18 protein-coding genes, 1 tRNA gene and 1 pseudogene are annotated in these 18498 nt (G+C 66.5%); 3 read left to right on the forward strand and 17 right to left on the reverse strand.

Annotation, left to right across the window (positions count from 1 at the left end; genetic code table 11):
* Window positions 1-58: 58 nt before the first annotated feature.
* The 6 genes from D2E22_RS08140 to D2E22_RS08160 form a co-directional block, all read right to left on the reverse strand.
* Window positions 59-934, reverse strand: a complete 876-nt coding sequence (locus tag D2E22_RS08140; protein ID WP_126032591.1) for a cutinase family protein — start codon at window positions 932-934, stop codon at window positions 59-61.
* 239 nt (window positions 935-1173) lie between these two features.
* Window positions 1174-1530, reverse strand: a complete 357-nt coding sequence (locus D2E22_RS08145; protein WP_126032592.1) for a hypothetical protein — start codon at window positions 1528-1530, stop codon at window positions 1174-1176.
* A 122-nt stretch (window positions 1531-1652) separates the two neighbouring features.
* The gene (locus D2E22_RS10570; RefSeq protein WP_164518474.1) at window positions 1653-2114 is read right to left on the reverse strand and encodes a hypothetical protein; all 462 of its coding nucleotides are present in this window, start codon (window positions 2112-2114) and stop codon (window positions 1653-1655) included.
* A complete protein-coding gene (locus D2E22_RS10575) occupies window positions 1996-2292 on the reverse strand; it encodes a hypothetical protein (RefSeq protein ID WP_164518475.1) in 297 nt (98 codons plus the stop codon). The genes D2E22_RS10570 and D2E22_RS10575 overlap by 119 nt, the downstream gene beginning before the upstream one ends.
* Window positions 2276-3898, reverse strand: a complete 1623-nt coding sequence (locus D2E22_RS08155) for an ADP-ribosylglycohydrolase family protein (protein ID WP_164518476.1) — start codon at window positions 3896-3898, stop codon at window positions 2276-2278. Before D2E22_RS08155 ends, D2E22_RS10575 begins: the two co-directional genes overlap by 17 nt.
* A gap of 184 nt (window positions 3899-4082) precedes the next feature.
* The gene (locus tag D2E22_RS08160; protein WP_164518477.1) at window positions 4083-5585 is read right to left on the reverse strand and encodes an ATP-dependent nuclease; all 1503 of its coding nucleotides are present in this window, start codon (window positions 5583-5585) and stop codon (window positions 4083-4085) included.
* Window positions 5586-6162: 577 nt separating this feature from the next.
* On the opposite strand from D2E22_RS08160, the gene D2E22_RS08165 reads away from it, so the two are divergent.
* The gene (locus D2E22_RS08165; RefSeq protein WP_164518478.1) at window positions 6163-6849 is read left to right on the forward strand and encodes a nitroreductase family protein; all 687 of its coding nucleotides are present in this window, start codon (window positions 6163-6165) and stop codon (window positions 6847-6849) included.
* A gap of 3 nt (window positions 6850-6852) precedes the next feature.
* On the opposite strand, the gene D2E22_RS08170 is transcribed toward D2E22_RS08165, so the two are convergent.
* The 5 genes from D2E22_RS08170 to D2E22_RS08190 form a co-directional block, all read right to left on the reverse strand.
* Window positions 6853-7749 (reverse strand): dihydrodipicolinate synthase family protein, encoded by an 897-nt coding sequence (locus D2E22_RS08170; RefSeq protein ID WP_126032597.1) that lies wholly within the window; start codon window positions 7747-7749, stop codon window positions 6853-6855.
* Window positions 7750-7852: 103 nt separating this feature from the next.
* Window positions 7853-8635, reverse strand: coding sequence for an amidohydrolase family protein (locus D2E22_RS08175; RefSeq protein ID WP_126032598.1), 783 nt, complete (start codon window positions 8633-8635; stop codon window positions 7853-7855).
* Complete coding sequence (locus D2E22_RS08180; RefSeq protein ID WP_126032599.1) at window positions 8632-9927, reverse strand: MFS transporter; 1296 nt, start codon at window positions 9925-9927, stop codon at window positions 8632-8634. Before D2E22_RS08180 ends, D2E22_RS08175 begins: the two co-directional genes overlap by 4 nt.
* Before the next feature lie 17 nt (window positions 9928-9944).
* On the reverse strand, window positions 9945-10736 hold the full coding sequence (locus D2E22_RS08185; protein WP_126032600.1) for an SDR family oxidoreductase: 792 nt from the start codon (window positions 10734-10736) through the stop codon (window positions 9945-9947).
* Window positions 10737-10892: 156 nt separating this feature from the next.
* Window positions 10893-12176, reverse strand: a complete 1284-nt coding sequence (locus D2E22_RS08190) for an enolase C-terminal domain-like protein (RefSeq protein ID WP_126032601.1) — start codon at window positions 12174-12176, stop codon at window positions 10893-10895.
* A gap of 205 nt (window positions 12177-12381) precedes the next feature.
* On the opposite strand from D2E22_RS08190, the gene D2E22_RS08195 reads away from it, so the two are divergent.
* The gene (locus tag D2E22_RS08195) at window positions 12382-13401 is read left to right on the forward strand and encodes a LacI family DNA-binding transcriptional regulator (protein WP_420897252.1); all 1020 of its coding nucleotides are present in this window, start codon (window positions 12382-12384) and stop codon (window positions 13399-13401) included.
* A gap of 52 nt (window positions 13402-13453) precedes the next feature.
* On the opposite strand, the gene fucO is transcribed toward D2E22_RS08195, so the two are convergent.
* The 5 genes from fucO to trmB all read right to left on the reverse strand — a co-directional run bounded on the left by fucO (window position 13454) and on the right by trmB (window position 17052).
* Window positions 13454-14605: a lactaldehyde reductase gene (gene fucO / locus D2E22_RS08200; protein ID WP_126032602.1), complete on the reverse strand. Its 1152-nt coding sequence runs from the start codon at window positions 14603-14605 to the stop codon at window positions 13454-13456.
* A 255-nt stretch (window positions 14606-14860) separates the two neighbouring features.
* Complete coding sequence (locus D2E22_RS08205; protein ID WP_126032603.1) at window positions 14861-15445, reverse strand: BUD32 family EKC/KEOPS complex subunit; 585 nt, start codon at window positions 15443-15445, stop codon at window positions 14861-14863.
* 117 nt (window positions 15446-15562) lie between these two features.
* Window positions 15563-15811 (reverse strand): zinc-ribbon domain-containing protein, encoded by a 249-nt coding sequence (locus tag D2E22_RS08210; protein WP_164518479.1) that lies wholly within the window; start codon window positions 15809-15811, stop codon window positions 15563-15565.
* Window positions 15812-16020: 209 nt separating this feature from the next.
* Window positions 16021-16095 (reverse strand) — tRNA-Glu (locus D2E22_RS08215).
* Between the two features lie 123 nt (window positions 16096-16218).
* Window positions 16219-17052: a tRNA (guanosine(46)-N7)-methyltransferase TrmB gene (gene trmB / locus D2E22_RS08220; RefSeq protein WP_126032605.1), complete on the reverse strand. Its 834-nt coding sequence runs from the start codon at window positions 17050-17052 to the stop codon at window positions 16219-16221.
* A 249-nt stretch (window positions 17053-17301) separates the two neighbouring features.
* Here trmB and galE point away from each other — a divergent pair, with 249 nt between their 5' ends.
* A complete protein-coding gene (gene galE, locus D2E22_RS08225; protein ID WP_126032606.1) occupies window positions 17302-18315 on the forward strand; it encodes a UDP-glucose 4-epimerase GalE in 1014 nt (337 codons plus the stop codon).
* Window positions 18316-18385: 70 nt separating this feature from the next.
* On the opposite strand, the pseudogene D2E22_RS08230 reads toward galE, so the two are convergent.
* Window positions 18386-18498, reverse strand: a pseudogene (locus D2E22_RS08230) (low molecular weight protein-tyrosine-phosphatase); the annotation flags it as partial.

An 18498-nucleotide genomic window follows, 5' to 3' on the forward strand; every position in this document is an offset into this window, starting at 1 on the left:
TCCCCCTCCTCGTGTTCCCCGATCCGGATGCACGGTCCATCGTAGCGGCAGGGCGCCGTCATCCGCCCAGGGCCGTCCGGATCCTCGTCACGGCGTATCGCGAGGCCTCGTCGAAGGTGCCGTTCGACCGGTACAGGCCGTGCGCGTCGCCACGGCCGCCGAGCTGGCAGGCGAAGTCGTCGGCGTTGCAGTAGCTGACGAGCCTTCCCTGCAGCGCGCGCAGATCGTCGTCGCCGCGCGCGCCGAGGATGCCGTCGACCGCGACGTCGTAGCTGCCGGCGCCGTAGTCCGCGGAGCCGTCGAACCGCGGGTCGCCGAACAGCTCGACGGCGACGATGTCCGCGAGCGCGCGCTCGCTCAGCCGCTGCCCGTCGTCCTCGTTGAAGCGCGCCCCGGGTGCGCTCAGCGCGTCGCCGACGACCATCGCACCCTGCGAGTAGCCGAGCAGCGCGGTCTTGACGCCGGGGCAGGCGTCCGCCTGCGCGTTGAGCGTCTTGACGAGCATGTTGACGCCGCGCGCCTCGCTGCCCGCCTTCCATGACGCCGGATAGTCGAGATCGTCGATGGCCGCGCGTCCGCCGACGCCTTCGTCGATCATCCGCGCGAGTTCGTTGAGCGAGCCGTCCCCGGCTTTCTCGAGCGTGCCGCGCACGATGACGATCCGCACGTCCTTGCCGGCCGGGCAGGAGGCGTCCACGGCGCCGTCCCAGTGGTCGGGGCCGTTGAACAGCATGTCCGACCCGACATGTCCGGCGTCGCTGCCGGCGGGGTCCGTCGTCGGCGCCGATGCGGACGTCGTCGGCGCCGGCGCCGCGGAGGCCGCCCGCGACGCATCGTCCGACGAGCCGCAGCCGGCGCCCGCAAGCGTCAGCATGCAGCTGAGCGCCGCCGCGGTCGCCGTGCGTCCGATCCGCGCCGCGCGTCGCCCGCGCATCCGGTGTCCATGCCGCATATGTGCTCCTCTGTTCGTCGTGTCGTCGCCGCGGTCGTGGCGCGGCCCCGTCGCCCCCCCTCCGCGATCGCCGTCATCGCGCCTCGCGCATGCCGTGATCGCGGACGAGCGCGTCCACGATCATCCCGTCCCGGCATATGCGCGGCGATGCTCGCAAACCACCCCGTCCGCGAACGGCCCGGACATGAATCGCCCCGGAGATGATCGCGAATCTCCGTCGTTCACACGCTTGCGGCGGCGACGATCCACAGCCGCGCCGGCGAATCCCACGCGTTGCATTCCTCGCCGAAGCCGCGCGCGAGCGGCAGCGTCTGCCGCAGCGTCGCCCAATCGTCGGCGTCGAGCCGCCGTGCTCGCGCCATCGTCTGCGTCAGCGGCCGCACATGCCCGAAGACGCCTTCGTAGACGAAGCGTTCCATCCGTTCGACGCGGTTGCGCAGCGCCCGCCACAGCCACGCCTTTCCCCACGCGCGCACCGGCAGCCCGCTGCCGTCGAGCGCGGGCAGCGCGTCGTCGCGGGTGGGATACCGCCGCTTGCCGCATCGCCTGCTGTAACTTGAACGGTACAGTCGCGCCATGGCAATCACCACCTTCATCATGCAGCCGGCACGGCGCGCCGGTATGTAGCCATCAATTATAGGAACGCGACGCGGGCGGTCAACCATGTCCCGCCGGCGCGCGCACGACGTTCACCGACGGCTCACAGCCCCAGATGCCCCTCGCGTTCGGCAACGCCGGGTTCGACGTCGAGCGTGACCGGCGCGAACGCCGTCGGATCGTCGATGAACGCGCGGACGAGCCGCCATTGGCGCCTGGAGACGCCGATACGCGAGTCGGGGCGCACGATGCACACCGGCGCCGGCGGATCCGCCGATTCGATGACCCGTCCGGCGCGCTCCGTGCACTCCTCGTCGTCGATCCATACGATCGGCAGCGGCGTCGTCGACGCGCCCTCGATCGCGATCCTGCGCACGACGGTGCGCAGCTTGCCGCCGCGCAGACCGGTGTAGGTGACCGGATCGTACCACTGCGCGGTGCGCACGTCACGACCGTCCCATCCGAGCGTCGCGTTGAGCGCGGCCGTATACGGCTGCCATGTGGACAGCCAGACGAGCTCGATGACGCCGTCGCGCGAGCGCGGCCATGTCCGCGGCGAGCGCATGCGACCAACGCACCGTGTAGGCCGCGCTCCCCGCCGGCACGACGGCCTCGCCGTCGAGGCGGAACGTGCCCCCGCCGCCGCTCGCGCGCACGCCGTCGGCGCCGGCGAAGGCGTTGAGCACGCCGTCGAAGTCGGTGTAGACGACGGCGCGCGGCCGCGGCTCACTCACAACCGCCATATGTTTCACCGCCTGTTTCACATGACTCCTCGGCAGCGTCGGCCCGCGTCGCGCCGCCCTGCGATTCCATCCCCTCGATGCCGGCCTGCGCGAGCCTCGCCTCCTTGAGATACATGCGCAGGCCGCCGTCGACGGCCGTCATCGCCGCCGCATAGGCACGCCGGTAGCAGGCGAGCGCCTGCGCTGCGATCCGTGCGCGCACGTCGGGCGTGTGCGCACCGCCGTCGGCGAGACGCCACTCGTAGGCCTCCGCCATCCGCAGCTCGATCAGCGCGACGGTCGCGCCCTCGTGCGGGTCGTCGGCGTCGAGCGTACGCGACGCCAGATGCGACGCCCGCTCGTAGCAGCTGAACGCCTCGTCGAGGTCCTGCGCGCAGCCGCAGCCGTCGCGGCGCATGTCCCCCAGATGGCATGCGCCCTCCGCGTCGCCGAGCGAGGCCGCATGCGCGAAGCAGCCATAGGCCGCACCGTCCGCATCCGACGCCTGCACATGCCGATACAGGTACAACATGCCCAGATCGGTCGCGGCGCCCGCGTCGCCGAGCCGGGCGGCGCTCGCGAACCAGCGCGCCGCCTCGGCGAACAGCCGCTCGCGCTCGTCGGGGTCGCCGGCGAGCAGTGCGCGCCTGCTGAACTCGTCACCGCGCAGATGCGCCGCCCGCACGGCGTCGGCCAACGCCTCGGTCACCTCCGGCAGTCCCGCCGCGCATGCATCGGCGCTTCCGACGACCGGCTCCCCCTCCGTCCGGCGACCGTCGGACAGGCCGAGCGGTCCCCCGCACAGCACTTCGGCGATGACGTGCCACCCGCGCAACGCGTCGTCCCACGGGCCCGGGATGCCGCGCCCGTCGCCGTCGCGCTCGTCCTCGAAGCCGTAGACGACGCCGGCGAGCATGCCGGCGAGCGCGGCCGCCGTGTCGCAGCCGGCGCCGAGGCCGACGGCCGTGAACACGCAGTCGGTGTAGGAATCGGTCGTCGTCAGGCACCAGAACGCCGCCGACAGCGTATGGGACACGTATCCGTCCGCATGGATCTCGTCGCGCGGACGCTCCCAGATATCCTCGAGGCCGGCGGCGGCCGCCGCCTCGCGCGGCGTACGCCCGTCGACGAGCGCACGCAGCCCGCGCACGAGGCGCACGCATGCGCCGATGACCGTCGGATGGCGGTGGTTGATCGCGCTCACCGCGGCGACCTCGTCGTCGTCCGCGTCGAAGAACGCGAGCGGCGCGCAGCGCATCAGCGAGCCGTCGCCGTTGTCGAGGCCGCCGCCGGGCCCCGCCTCGCCGCCCAGCGCGCGGTACGTCGTCGGGTCGACGTCGACGGCGTGGCCGTCCGGCGTGTATTTGCCGTCGAACAGCCAACTGCGCAACCGCATGCGCATGTCGTCCGGATCGACGCGGCCGTCTCGCTGCAGCAGCGAGTCAAGCGTCGCGAGCGTCATCGACGTATCGTCGCGGAATCCGCCGTCGGCCGCGCAGACGGGGTCGGCGCATCGGAAGGTGTCGCGCAGCTCGCCTTGGCAGGGCGAGCCGAGCGCGTCGCCGATCGCCTCGCCGTAGACGGCGCCCTGCAGCAGCCGCAGCTTCCGTTCGTCGTTCATCGTCATGCCCCTTCCCTGTCCGTGTCGTTCGCGATGGCGCGTCGTCCGTGATGGTCGGCGGCGCGCGCATGCCGCCGCATGCGCCGCGTCCCCGCACGTCATGATCGTCGCATGGCGTGGCGCATCACATCGTCCCAGCCTACCCGCGCGGGGCGTCCCCGCGGTCCTTCGCGCGCGGCGGCCGCGTCGATCACGGGCATGACGGCGAGCACGGCGCGCGTCTTGTTCGCCCGGACCCTGCAGAATCGCGCCACCTCGTCCTCGTCGAGCGCACCGTTGAGGCGCTTGCGACGCATCGGCTCAAGCTCGCCGCGGCTGAATCCTCCCTTCGCGAGCGCGTCGAAGGCGGCGTCCACGCCGAGCGCGCGCACGTACTCGCCTTCGAGGTCGGGATGGGACACCCAGACGTGCCGCATCGGCAGGTCGGCGACGCGCACGCCGTATTCACGCGCGATCGCGGCGGCCGCGTCGGCGTCGATGAGCTGCGTGAGCGGCACCTGGAACCCGTGCTCGCGAAGACGCGCCGCCATGCAGGCATCTCGCGGCAGCCGCCGGCCTCGAGCACGACGACGCCGTAGGTGTCGAGGTTGCGCCCGGTCACGTCGGCGCAGCGCTCGAGCAGCACGCGGTCGGTGATGCCTTCGACGACGACGACGTGTTCGGCCGTGAGCGGTTCGAGGCGGTCGCGCACCCACATGTGCAGCAGCAGCTTGTCGTCGTCGTCGAGGAAGTCGCGCCGCGGCTGCACGACGTCGCCGGCGCGCACGACGACGATCTCGTCGGGTTCGAACTCGCCGATGACGTCGGGCGCATGCGTCGCGATGATCTTCTGGCTCGGTCCGCGCGCGAGCAGCCGCGCGAGGTTACGTTGGCTCGTCGGATGCAGATGCGTCTCGGGTTCGTCGAAGGCGATGATGCCGCCGCCGGAGTCGAGCAGATCGAAGAGGGCGACGACGAAGACGGCGCGCATGCCTCCCGACTGCGCGCCGAGGTCTCGCTGGCCGTGGGGGCCGCGCAGCCGCAGGCGCACACGGTCGAAGGGGTCGTCGCCGCGCGCGTCGGCGACGAACACGAGGTCGTCACCGCGGTAGCGTCCCGGCAGGGCGGCCGTGAGCTGCCCGGCGATGCGTTCGCGCAGCGCCCGCAGCGCCGGCGAGCGCCGCAGCGCGCCATCGGCCTGATGTTCGGCCCGGACGAGCGCGCGGCGTTCGTCGTCGAGGGCGAGCGTCGCGAACAGGCGACGCAGCATCGGCGTGTCCCCGATATGCGCGTCGGCGTCGTCGGGCAGCATCGTCCAGCTGATTGCGGCGAGCTGCGCGGCCGTGAGTTCGGCGCCGCCGTCGCCCGTCACGACGCGCCGATTGATGTCGACCGTCTCGCCGTCGTCCGCGACATGCACGTCGAGACGCAGCCGCACGGCTCCCGGCGCGTCCGCGGCGGCGAAAAGGGCCCGGTCGGCGCCGGTGAGCGACGCTTCGACGACGAAGGGATGCGCCGGGTCGCGCACGTCGGCCGCGCCCAGCGTCGCGTAGAGCCGTGCGCGCGGCGCGCCTAGCAACAGGTCGAGGCAGCGCAGGATCGAGGATTTGCCGGATTCGTTCGTGCCGACGAGGACGAGGTGGTCGCGCACCTCGACGTCGAGGTCGGCCACGCGGCTGTGGTTGAGGATCTTCAGTGCGGACAGGCGCATCATCTGCACTCCTTCGTCGGCGGCGCGGACGTCTCCACTGTAGCCGGCGAGGGCAACCGGTGGCGGCCGGCAAGCGGATGAAAAGCGAGGCGCCGCGGCCCGATCATCATCGGGCCGCGGCGCCTCGAGTATGTTCTTCACAAAAGAGGGAAAGCCTTCGTCTGTCTGTCCGCCTCCTTTTCCGCCCTGCCGGGTCATGCGCCGCGCGCCGTGGCGCGCCGCGGATCGTCGTGGACGTCGGCGTGCGCCGCGTCCCTGGGTTCCTCCAGCATCGCAGCCGCTGCGTTTCGCGCCGTGAAACGTCGTATTACCGGCACGTTTCCTTCTGGTCGACCCTTCATTCAAAGATGCATGCAATCGTTGGAACGCCTGCGTTGCGCGGCAACGATGCCGTCGAATCCGGAGGCGGAGGGACGGCCGCGCGTTCACCGTAGGTGGAACGTCAACGGGCGCGAGACGGGCGCAGCAGATAATGAGTACGGAGGATAGACCGTGCCGGCCGCACGGCGGGACATGTGGAGGGGAACCGTGCATGCTTCGGCGGCGACGCACGGGCGACGCTCGACGGAAAGGACGACCGGTGGATCTTCTCGAGGCGATGGACAGGCGGCATGCGGTGCGCGCATACACCGACGAGGCGATCGACGCGCACATATGCAATGAACTGCGCGCGCTGATCGGCCGGCTCGACGCCGCAGGCGCACCTGAGATGCGGCTCGTCACCGACGAGCCGGACGCCTTCGGCAACGTGCTGCTGCATTACGGCATGTTCAGGAACGTGCGCAACTATGTGGCGATCGCCGCCGACCAGACGAAGGACTGGGAGTGGCGCTGCGGCTACTACGGCGCGCAGGTGCTGCTGCGCGCCGCGCAGCTGGGGCTCGACACCTGCTGGGTCGCCCTGTCGTTCAGCAAGCATCAGGCGGCGCGGCACGCAGGATTCGGTGCCAAGGACAAGGTGCGATTCGCGATCGTCGTCGGCCATGGCGTGACGCATGGCAAGCCTTCGCGTTCGAAGACCTATGGGCAGGTCGCGTCGGCCAAGGGAGGCATCGCGGTGCCGGCGTGGTTCGAACATGGCGTCGAGGCGGCGCTGCTTGCGCCGAGCGCGCTCAACCAGCAGCGGTTCACGTTCCGGCTCGAGTCCGACGGACGCACCGTCGCCGCCGATCCGGGCATCGGCCCGTACACGCGGACCGATCTGGGCATCGCGCAGTACTTCTTCGAGGTCGGCGCCGGGGCGCATGCGCCTCTCGTCTGGCGGTAAGCGCTACTTACGCAGCAGCTCCACGATATGCGCATACTGTGCGCGGTTCAGCTGCACGGCCGGCCGGCGAATGCGCGTTGAGATGTTGAGGCCTTTGGCGCGCACCGCACCCTTGATCGCCGAGATGAACAGGTCGGCTTGGTCGTAGATCGCCATCAGATGGCTGATTCTCTCGGCGGCTGCGACCGCACCGTCGAAGTCGCCAGCGTTGTAAGCGTCGCGCAGCTGCACGAAAGTTTCGGGTTCCACGTTCGTCAGTCCGCTGATGACGCCGACACCGCCCGAGACACGGTTGACGAGGTAATACTCGTCGAATCCGGAGAAGACCGCGAAGTCAGGATTGACCTCCTGTACAGCGCGGATCACCTTGCGCGTGTGACTGATCGTATCGACCGTGTCCTTCATGCCGACGATATTTGCATGCTCGCGCGCGAGCGCGGCGACGAGCTCGGGATCGAGGTCGCTGTCAGTGCGCGCCGGGAAGTTGTAGAGGATGACGGGAATGTCGACGGCATCGGCGACGGCGGAGAAGAAGTCGCGCGCCGCGCCATCGGAGGGACCGAAGTAATACGGCGAAACGACGACGATTGCGTCGACGCCATCGCGTTGCGCACAGCGTGCGAGTTCAAGGACGCAGGCGACGTCGGTGCCGCCGACGCCGGCGAATACTTGAATGCGCCCGGCGACGTGGCGTACGACGTGCGCGACGGCCTCTTTCCTCGTCTGCGCGTCGAAAGCGTAGAATTCGCCGATGCTGCCGAAGATGAGAACGCCGTCGATGCCGGCTTCGATGAGATGGTCGAGGTGGCGATCCCACGCCTCGTAGTCGATCACCCCATCGTCATCGGTGATCGTAATCGATGGGCAGACGACGCCGGAGAATGCCGGATGCTTCGCCATGATGATTCCTTCCTTCTTTCGTTCTTTTCGTTCGTTGAGCGGGCGTGCCGAGCCATGCGGCGCCGGTGGCGGCAGGCCGTGGGCCTGCCGCCACCGGCCGTGTTCAGCGTTGCGGCATGTCGATGCCGTAGGCGCGGCATGCGTTGCGCATGAAGAAGTCCTCGTCGTCGCCGAATAGCGCGCGCATCAATGTGAAATGCGCGTCGAACGACGAGTTGAGTTCGACGACCGGCCAATTCGACGCGTACATGAGCCTGCCGGGGCCGAAGGCTTCGCGTATGAACTCGACGATGTGCGGGTCGACCGGGTCGTCTCCCGAAACCTTGACGTAGACGTTCGGCAGTTCGCCGAGCGCGCGCATCGACTGTTTCGACGCCTCGTCGAGGCCCGGCATGTTGCCCAGATGGTCGATGACGACCGTCTCCTCAGGCACTTTGGCGAGCGCCCGCGCCATGTCGGGCAGCTCGTCGCCGCGGTTGCACAAGTCGAAGGGCAGCCCGAGATCCGCGAGGATGCGCAGGCCTTCGAGGAATCCCTCCTCACCGACCCGGCCGCGCGGCTCGCTCGCCACGTGCAGCGGCTCGCGGATACCGTCGGCGATGACGGGAAGACGCATGTAGGGGCTCACGCGCGTGCGCATCACGCGCTTAAGGATGAGCGGACTCTTGTTCTCGTAGAGCAGTCGATCCTCGAGCAGTGGGTCGGCCGCGTCGACCTCGACGTAGACGCCTCCGAGGAATTCGACGTCGTGCCGTGCCGCGTAATGCGCAGCGAGGTCGTCGATCGTGTAGCGGCTGCGCAGCGCGGGCAGTCCCGCGAGCCACGGCAGGTCCTGTACGGCAGGATCCCAGATGTGCAGATGGGCATCGATCACTTGGAGCGTCATCGCGTCTCACCCACCTTCGGCACGCCGATGCGCGATCCCCAGAACGCGTACCACGCCACGTACAGGAAGCCAGGCACCATGACGAGAGCCGCGATCTCAATGCCGGCGGCATCCTGAATGACGCCGAGCAGCAGCGGGATGAGCGCCGCACCGACGATGCTCATGACGAGCGCCGACGAACCGGTCTTCGCCGCCGAGCCCTTGAGCCCTTTGAGCGTGAGCGAGAACACGGTCGGGTAGCCGATCGAGATGAACAGATAGGCGACCATGAACGCGATGACCGAGACCTTGCCCAAGCCGAGGAAGACGATGAACATCAGCACAGCCGATGCACTCATATAGATGCCGAGAATCTTCGCCGGGTCGAAGCGCGCCATGAGCGGCGTCGTCACGAAACGGCCAATCGTGAACAGCAGCGAGAGCACCGACAGCATCGTCGCGGCGAGGCCTGCCGTGATGCCGGCACCCCAATGCTTGAGCGCGTAGGCGGAGAAGATTGCCATGCCAGCGACCTGCAGACCGATGAAGATGAATTCAGCGATGACGCCGAGCGTGAAGTACGGACGCTTGAGCAGTGTGCGGAAGGTCTCACCCGAGCCCTTGCCGCCCGCCTCCTCCTCGGCGTCGCCCGGAGGCGAAGGCAGACGGAAGAACGCGAACACGACGAACACGACGACGAGGACGACACCGATGACGATGTAAACCGTGCGCGTATCCGTCAGGAACTGCGTCTTGGCTTGCTCGAATCCGGGCTGGCCGGCGGCGACCGTCGTGCCGAGAATCTGGCCGAGGATGAGCGGGCCGACGATGTTGCCCACGCCGTTGAAGCTCTGCGCCATGTTGAGGCGGAACGATTCGCCGCGTTCGTCGCCAAGTTTTGTGATGTACGGGTTGCAGTTGGTTTCGAGCGACGCGGCACCGAGCGCGATGACGAACATCGCGAGCAGGAACAGCCCGTAGCTCGCCATATTCGTCGCCGGGATGACGATGAACGCGCCGAACGCGAAGAGGAACAGGCCCGAAAGCACGCCGCCCTTGTAGCCGAAGCGCTTGGCGATGAGACCGGCGGGGATCGCCATGACGAAGTAGGCGCCGTAGTAGGCGACCTGCAGCAGCGCCGCCTGAGCGCTGTCGAGCTGCATGTAGTTCGCGAACGGCGAGTTGAGCGCATTCACCAGGTTCATCGTCAGGCCCCAGATGAAGAACAGCGACGTGACGAGCACAATTGCGAGCATGGCCTTTGACCCGGTCGTTTCCCCCTTGCGCGCCGTCTTTGGTGATGTCGTTGACATGATCGTCCCCTCCCGACTCAGCTCAGCGCGCGGTCGAGATGCACGTAGCCGCCGTCGACGAAGACCCACTGGCCGGTCGTGTGCGACGAGCGGTCGGAGAGCAGGAACGCCGCCTCGGCGCCGATCTCTTCGACCGAGGTCATGCGATGGCCGAGCGGAATCTTGTCGGTGATGAGCGACAGGCGCGCCTGCTGGGCGGCCTCGTCGCCGAAGGTCTTGATCCATTCGGAGTACAGCGGCGTCCAGCATTCGGAGACGACGATCGCGTTGACACGCACGTCGTCGTTGACGAGTGCGGCCGCCCATTCGCGTGTCAGGCCGAGGATGGCGCCCTTCGCCGCCGCGTAGGCGCTCGTCTTGCCCTGACCGGTCAGCGCCGTCTTTGACGAAATGTTGACGACGGCGCCCTTGCTTTCCTTGAGATAGGGCACAGCGGCGTGCACGAGCTCGTAGTAGTGCGTCAGGTTACCGTGGATTGACTCCTCGAATTCACGCCAGCTGGTCGTCTCGAGGTCCTTGTTGTCGTTCTTGCCGGCGTTGTTGACGATGCCGTCGACGTGTCCGTACTTGGCGTACGTCGCTTCGACGATCGGCGCGATGCCGTCGGCGTCGTTGAGGTCGAGCAGATAGATGTCGTAGTCGTTCGTGTACTGCTCGATGTCATGCTTGAACTCATCAATTGCCGCGTCCGAGCGATTGATGACGACGGGGATTGCGCCTTCCTGCGCGAGCTGCAGAACGATGCCCTTGCCGATGCCTTTGAAGCCACCGGTGACGATGATGACCTTGCCTTCGAGATGCAGATCCATGAGAACTCCTTTGTTCGTGATGATTGTTCGATCCGTGTGCTGTATGCGATTCGATCGGTTGATTCGATGCCGCGGTGCGGGGCCGCGCTCGGCCTCGCACGTCGGCTGTCCGTTGGTTGTTGGTTGATTGGTTGGCGCCTCGGCGAGCTTCGTCGCTCAGCCGCGGTACAGGTATTTCTCGGCGGTCTCCAACGTCATCTCGGCACCGTTGCCAGGGGCCGTCGGAGCCACATAGTTGCCGTCGCGGATGCGCACCGGGTTGACGAAGTGCTCATGCTGATTGTCGACGTATTCGATCATGCGGCCGTCCATCGTGCCGGAGACCGAGACGTAGTCGAACATCGCGAACTGGCAGACCGCTTCGCACAATCCGACACCGCCGGCGTGCGGGCATACCGGCTTGTTGAACTTCTTCGCGAGCAGGTATTCGAGAATGATTTCCTGAGGACCTGCGACGCGCGTCGCGTCGATCTGCATGATGCCGAAGGCGTTCGTCTGCAGATACTGCTTGTACAGGATGCGGCTCTGCATCTGCTCGCCAGTGGCGACCTTGATTGGGTTGATTGCGCGCGCAATCGTCGCATGTCCGATGACGTCGTCGGGGTTCGTCGGCTCCTCGACCCAGGCGAGATCGAATTCATGGAAACGGTTGATCCACTCGATTGCCTGCGGCACATCCCACACCTGATTGGCGTCGACGGCGAGGCGCACGTCCGGGCCGATCGCCTCGCGTGCGAGCGCGAGACGGCGCAGATCGTCGTCGATGTTCTGGCCGACCTTGAGCTTGATCTGCTTGAAGCCCTTGACCTCGGTCTCCTCCTTGGCGAGCGAGACCATCTTTTCGTCCGAGTAGCCGAGCCAGCCGGGGGCCGTCGAATAGCCCGGGTATCCCGTGTCGAGCAGGTGCTGGATGCGCTCCTGCTTGCCCTTGTTCCCTTCGCGCAGGATTTCGACGGCTTCCTCGGGGCGCAGCGCGTCGCTCAGGTAGCGGAAGTCGAGCGTCGAGACGAGCTCTTCGGGTTCCATTTCGGAGAGCATGAGCCACAGCGGCTTGCCGGCTCTCTTGGCTTTGATGTCCCACAGCGCCGAGAGCACCGCGCCGATTGCCATATGTTCGACGCCTTTTTCTGGGCCGAGCCAGCGCAGCTGCGAATCGTGGACGAACAGATCCCAGGCGATGCGCATGTCGTCGAGCATCTCCTCGACGTCGCGGCCGATGAGCGTCTGCGCCATCGAATCGATTGCCGTGCACACGACGTCGTTGCCGCGGCCAATTGTGAAGACGAAGCCGACACCCTTGACACCGTCCTCGGCGTCGGTGTGAATCTCGACGTAAGCCGACGAGTAGTCGGGGTCCGGGTTCATTGCATCCGATCCGGACAGCGTCTGCGATGTGGGGAATCGGAAATCGTAGGTCTTGACTTGTGTAATGGTACTCATGTCCCTCGGGGCTCCTTTGCCTTGATGAACTGACGTGTACCATCGTAGTACGGAATTGGAAATTTGCAAATCATCTTCGGAAATTTTCTACAATCGATAGTGGTTACGTCACCGCGACGCGCACGAGCGCCCCACCACGCGATAATGGAAACGACGCAGCGCACCGTGAAACGATGCCGCACCGCACCACGGCAACAAGGAGCACATGATGAGCAACGCACAGCCGAAAGTCAAGGTCGGCGAGATCGCACGACTCGCCGGCGTCTCCGCATCCACCGTCTCGAAAGTCATCAACGGTCGCGCAGGCGTCTCGCAGGCGACGCGCGAGACCGTCGAACGATTGCTCACTGAACGCGGCTACGCCAAGCCGCTTGTCAGCACGAAGCTCTCCCCCACCATCGAGCTCGTCGTCGAATACATCGAGCACAACGGCACGATGGAGCTCATCCGCTACGCCTCGTATTGGGCGCAACAGGCCGGACTCGCGATCACCGTCACGCAGACGGAGCACGGCGAAGCCTCCGAAAGCTGCTTTCGCGGCATCATTGAACGCAACCCTCAAGGCGTCATTCTCCAGCAGATGGGTGGCCTGACAACGCATGCCAAGCAGCTGCTGCGCGCACGAGACATCCCCGTCGTCGTCATCGACCCAATCGATGCCGTCGACGACGACGTGATGAGCGTCGCCATCGACAACTGGACGGCCGGCTATCAGGCGGCGCGCCATCTGCTGGGGCTAGGGCATACGCGCATCGGCGTCATCCGCGGCCCGATGGTCCTGCAGACGGCGCTCGCCCGCTTCAACGGCTTCACATCGGCGCTGCTGCAGGCCGGCGTCGACCTGCCAGCGCGCTATGTACGCGACGGCGACTACTTCCCCGCAGAACGCAGCTACGAGGCTGCACGCGAACTCATCGACCTCGATGACCGGCCGACCGCGATCTTCTGCTGCAACGATCTGTCGGCCGTGAACACATACCGCGCGGCGCGCCAAAGCGGGCTGCAGCTGCCCGATGAGCTGTCGATTATGGGCTTCGACGACATCTTCCCCGCCGAGTATCTCAAGCCGTCGCTCACGAGCGTGCACCAACCTTTCGACCGGATTGCGCAGTGCGCCGTGCGCATGATTGTCGACGCGCGCGATAGCGTGCCGTGCGAGCAGCACGTCATCTTCCCGACGCATGTCGTGGCGCGCGAAAGCACGGTGCCGCCGCGCGAACCGTGAGGTCCGGCGCGGCGGCACCGTGCTTGTACAGGCCGCGATCACATGCGGATGATCACATCAGGCTGCGGTAGAGCTCGAGGATGTCCTCCTCGGTGGCCTTGCGCGGGTTGCCGGGCGTGCACACGTCGGCGAAAGCGTCGGCGGCGAGCTCCGGGACGTCCTCCTCGGTGGCGCCGACCTCGCTGATCGTCGTCGGGTTGCCCAGCTCCCGCGTCAACGCGGCGACTGCTTCGACGGCTTCGTCGCGCACATGGTCGAGGTCGCCCGTGTAGGCGTCCTCGACGCCGAAGGCGTCGGCGATGTCGCGGTACTTCTCGCCTGAATAGTCCTTGTTGTACGCCATGACCGGGGCGAGCAGGATGCCGTTGGCGACGCCGTGCGCGACGCCGAGGCGGCCGCCGAGAGGGTGCGCCATGCCGTGCACGAGGCCGAGGCCGACGTTCGAATAGGACATGCCGGTGATGTACGAGGCGTAGGCCATCTGCTCGCCGGCGTCCCGGTCGCCTTCAACGCTTTTCGCCAGATTGTTCGCGATCATGCGGATTGTCTGCATCGACAGCGCGTCCGAAAGGCTCCATGCACCCGGCGTGATGACGCTCTCGATGGCATGGGTGAGCGCATCCAGACCGGTGGCGACCTTCAGGCCGCGCGGCATGCCGTCGGTCAGGTCGGGGTCGACGAAGGCCGCGACCGGGATGTCGTGCGGATCGACGGCGACGAACTTGCGTTTGTTCGCCGTGTCGGTGACGACGTAGTTGATCGTCGTCTCGGACGCGGTGCCGGCCGTCGTGGGCACGCCGAAGATCGGCACGCTCGGGTGCTTCGTGTCGGCGACGCCCTCGAGCGACAGCACGTCGGAGAACTCGGGGTTGGCGGCGACGATGCCGATGCCCTTGCAGGTGTCCTGCGGGCTTCCTCCGCCGAGGCCGATGAGGAAGTCGGCCCCCGACTTCCTGAACTCCTCGACGCCGTGCTGGATGTTCTCGACCGGCGGATTAGGCTGGACGTCATCGAAAATTTCGTACGGAATATCGGCCTTGTCGAGCACATCGGTCACCTTCTTGGCGGTGCCGTTGGAGACGAGGACGGGATCGGTGACGATGAACGCCTTATGGAAGCCACGCGACTTCGCCTCCTTCGGAATCTCGTCGATGGCGCCACGTCCGAAGTAGGCGGTCTGGTTGAAAATCATGCGGTAGACCATGGTCTTGCTCCTTTGCAAACGAGTCGTCGCTTCACTGGAACGACTGGCGTCCAGTCTAGTGGGCGCGGGGCCCCGCTGCAAACCGCGAAAGCCCGCACGCACTGACGAGCGACGGCATCGCGGGCGTCGCAAACCGGCACAACGACTAGAATTTTGCGTAAGTCATCGTGCATATTTCGTCAATCATTCGGCACGACACACCGATGCGATCCGCAACTCCTATGCGGCGGCTCGCATCGCGTCCGTGCGGCTCCTCTACTGCCGGTCCTGCACCGAATTGACGGCCTGCGGCATATGCTCGGCGACGTAAGTGAGGAACTCCGGCGTCTTCGACCAGTACTTGACGCCCCAGTTCTCGAAGTCCCGCGTGTCCTTGTAGGGTCTGCATTCGAAGTCGACGTAATGCACGACGCCGTCCTCGACGACGAAGTTCGTCGGGAAGTAGTTGATGTTGATGTGCCGTGCGGCCAGGCGCTTGGCGAGCCCCCGGATCTGGTCGAGGTAATCATCCTGCATCTTGTCGGTGAGGACGAGCTCGTAGATCGTGGGCCCGTCGACGTACTCCTTGAGGATGCGGTCGTGGTCGAGGTCGACGTCGAGCATCGCCGGCAGCTTGACGCCCAGTTCGCGCAGCTTGCGGTAGTCGCGGATCTCGGCCTGCATCTTGTCGGCGTACTGGTAGTAGTCGTACGGACCGTAATGGATCTGCTTGAGCACATACTGCACCGGCGGATGCGTCTGCGAACGAACGAGGAACGAATAGCCGCCATTGCCTTTGCCAAGCAACCGGAGCACGTCATACGGGGTCCCGTTGACGGTCAGCATTTTGCACTTTCCCATGGGAAAAGCGTATCATGCGACCGCGCTGGGAGCCGGTTTCATGCCGTTTTTCACCGGTTTTCCATCGAAAAGGTCGCGGAGGCCATCGCTCCCGGCGAACTCCGGCGACGCCCTCGTCTAGCGCAGCGGCGCCCACATCGCGACGACGCCCCCGACGGCGCGCATGGCCGCGGCGATGTCGGAGGCACCGGCGCTCAGCTGCCTCGATCTGAACACCAGCAACGCCACGACGACGACGGCCGCGACGAGCATGATGACGACCATGCGTCGAAGATGTGCACGCTCCTCGTCGACGGGCGTGCCGCACACCGGGCACACCGTCGCCCGTTCATTGAGTTCGCTGCCGCACCGTGCACAACGCCGCATCGCATCCACCTTTCGTTCCCGACGACTCGGGACCTGTATGCAGATCCCCTGGCCTTTGCCCATCTTAGGCACACGGGGACTCCCCGCTCCGGCACGCCCGGAGCGTATCCGGCACGACGGCCGCACGGCTCCTTGCCGGCCGGTCCTCACCCGGTTGTTGCCGGAACGCGAAGAAGCCTTGGAATCGTTGCGATTCCAAGGCTTCTTAATGGTACCCCCTGAGAGAGTCGAACTCTCGTTGTCAGATTGAAAGTCTGGTGTCCTAACCGTTAGACGAAGGGGGCTTTCGACAACTCAATTGATATTACACGAATCGGCATATCACGCAAGCATCGGCGTGTCGCATTCGGGGGAAGTCCCGAAACACCGTCGTGCGGCGGCCGGGAAAACGGCCGCCGCACGCCCGCTCAGACCCTGCGGTATGTGAAGTCGTGGATGACGCGGCCGGCGTCGAGCCCCTTGCGCTCGAAGTTCGTCAGCACACGCCCTTCGAAACGCGGCGACTCGACGAAGTCGGCGTGCGGCAGCGACGACGCCTGCCCCGCATTGCCCTTGCCGACATGCGCGGTCGGCAGGCTCACCGTCAGACCGCCGACGTTCTCGAAGTCGTCGCGCGCATCCATGACCTCGTGCACATGCAGCGCATAGTCCTCGATGTCGGTCGCGATGCGCCACACGCCGTCCTCGCCGAGGGCGTCGTGCATGCGCGCAGCGAGTTCGGGCTGCACGATCCGGCGCTTGTGGTGACGCATCTTGGGCCACGGGTCGGGGAAGAAGGTCCACGCCTCGTCGACGACGCCGGGCTCCATGACGGCGAACAGCTCAGGCGCGTTGATCCGCGCGACCCTCAGATTGCCCAGACCGTGCTTGGCTGCGAGCAGCACCGTATGCGCGACGCCCGGGTCGTAGACCTCGAGCGCGAGGAAGTTGCGTTCGGGATGCGCGGCGGCCGCGGCGACGACGTTCTCCCCCTGTCCGCTGCCGATCTCAACGGTGAGCGGCGCCGCGGCGCCCCAGTGGTCGCGCACGTAGGCGCCGGTGAACCCGAAGCCCTGCGCCGGGTCGAGCCTGCCTTCCTCGGCGATGTCGTCGAGGACGTAACGAGCCGCATGGTTGTCCATCGCGCGCTGAAGCCGCGCGTCGAGGCGCGCCGACCTGCGCACGAAGGAGAGCACCTTCCTGTCGCGGAGCGGATTCACGGCGTCCGCGCTGTCGATTCCTTCGATGTTCTGCTGAGCCATACCCACAGTGTATGCGGCGACCTGTATCGGCGACGGCGCGGGTCCGGCGGCCGCGGGCGGGGACGTCCGGCCGCGTCCTAGACTGGAAACGGTCGCGCGGCGCACGCGCCGGCGCAGGCCGCAACACACCGACGTCGCCAGTTTTGTGCGATAGTGTTCAGGTGATACACTGTAATCGAACATAAACGAACATTGCAACAAAAAAGATACCAAAATCGTGATGTTCAACCTGTCGAAAGAAGGCTCAACATGACTGTTCTTGTCACTGGCGGCTGCGGCTACATCGGCGCGCACGTCGTCCATGCGCTGCACGAGGCCGGAGAGGATGTCGTCGTCGTCGACGACCTCAGCTACGGCAAGCCGGACCGCATCGGCGGGGCGCGTCTCTACGGCATGGACATCGCCGCCCCGGGGGCCGGCGCACGTCTCGCCGAGATCATGGAGGCGGAGGAAGTCGACGCCGTCATCCACTTCGCCGCGCGCAAGCAGGTCGGCGAATCCGTCGAGAAGCCGCTGTGGTACTACCAGCAGAACATCAACGGCATGCTCAACGTGCTCGAAGGCATGAAGGAGGCAGGCGTCAAGAAGCTCGTCTTCTCCTCCTCCGCCGCCACCTACGGCGAGCCGCCGGTCGACGTCGTCCCCGAGGACGTCGAGCCGATGGTCCCGATCAACCCCTACGGCCAGACGAAGCTCTTCGGCGAGTGGATGGCGCGCGCCTGCGAGCAGCCCTACGGCATCCGCTTCTGCGGCCTGCGCTACTTCAACGTGGCCGGCTGCGGCCCCGTCGAACTCGAGGACCCGGCGATCCTCAACCTCATCCCGATGCTGTTCGACCGCCTCAAGCAGGGCAAGGCGCCCGCGATCTTCGGCGACGACTACCCGACGCCGGACGGCACCTGCATCCGCGACTACATCCACGTCTCCGACCTCGCCGACGCGCATCTCGCGGCGCTCAAGTACCTCGACCGCGACGAGCGCAGGTACGACGTCTTCAACGTCGGCACCGGCGAAGGCACCTCGGTGCGCCAGATCGTCGACGAGGTGAAGAAGGTCACCGGCCTGCCGTTCGAGGAGACCGTCATGGCGCGTCGCGCCGGCGACCCACCGCAGCTCATCGGCTCCCCGAAGCGCATCAACGAGGAGATGGGGTGGCATGCGCGCTACGACGTCGACGACATCGTCAAGTCGGCGTGGAACGCGTGGCAGGCGAACCCGGGGCACCACATCGACGTCGAGACCTGGAAGCAGCAGGACGCCTGATACCGCATCCCATGTCCGTCCCGACGCCGTCCGTCGCCGGGACGGACGGATTACGACGACGGCCTCCCGCTCAGCGCTGCTCGTTGTCGACCTGCTGCTCGACGTAGTCGGCGATATGCGGGGCGACCTCCTCGATCTGGTCGATCGCCGTCTCGAATTCGCGCATGCCGCCATACCACGGAT

The organism is Bifidobacterium castoris, from assembly GCF_003952025.1.
Classification (GTDB): Bacteria; Actinomycetota; Actinomycetes; order Actinomycetales; family Bifidobacteriaceae; genus Bifidobacterium; species Bifidobacterium castoris.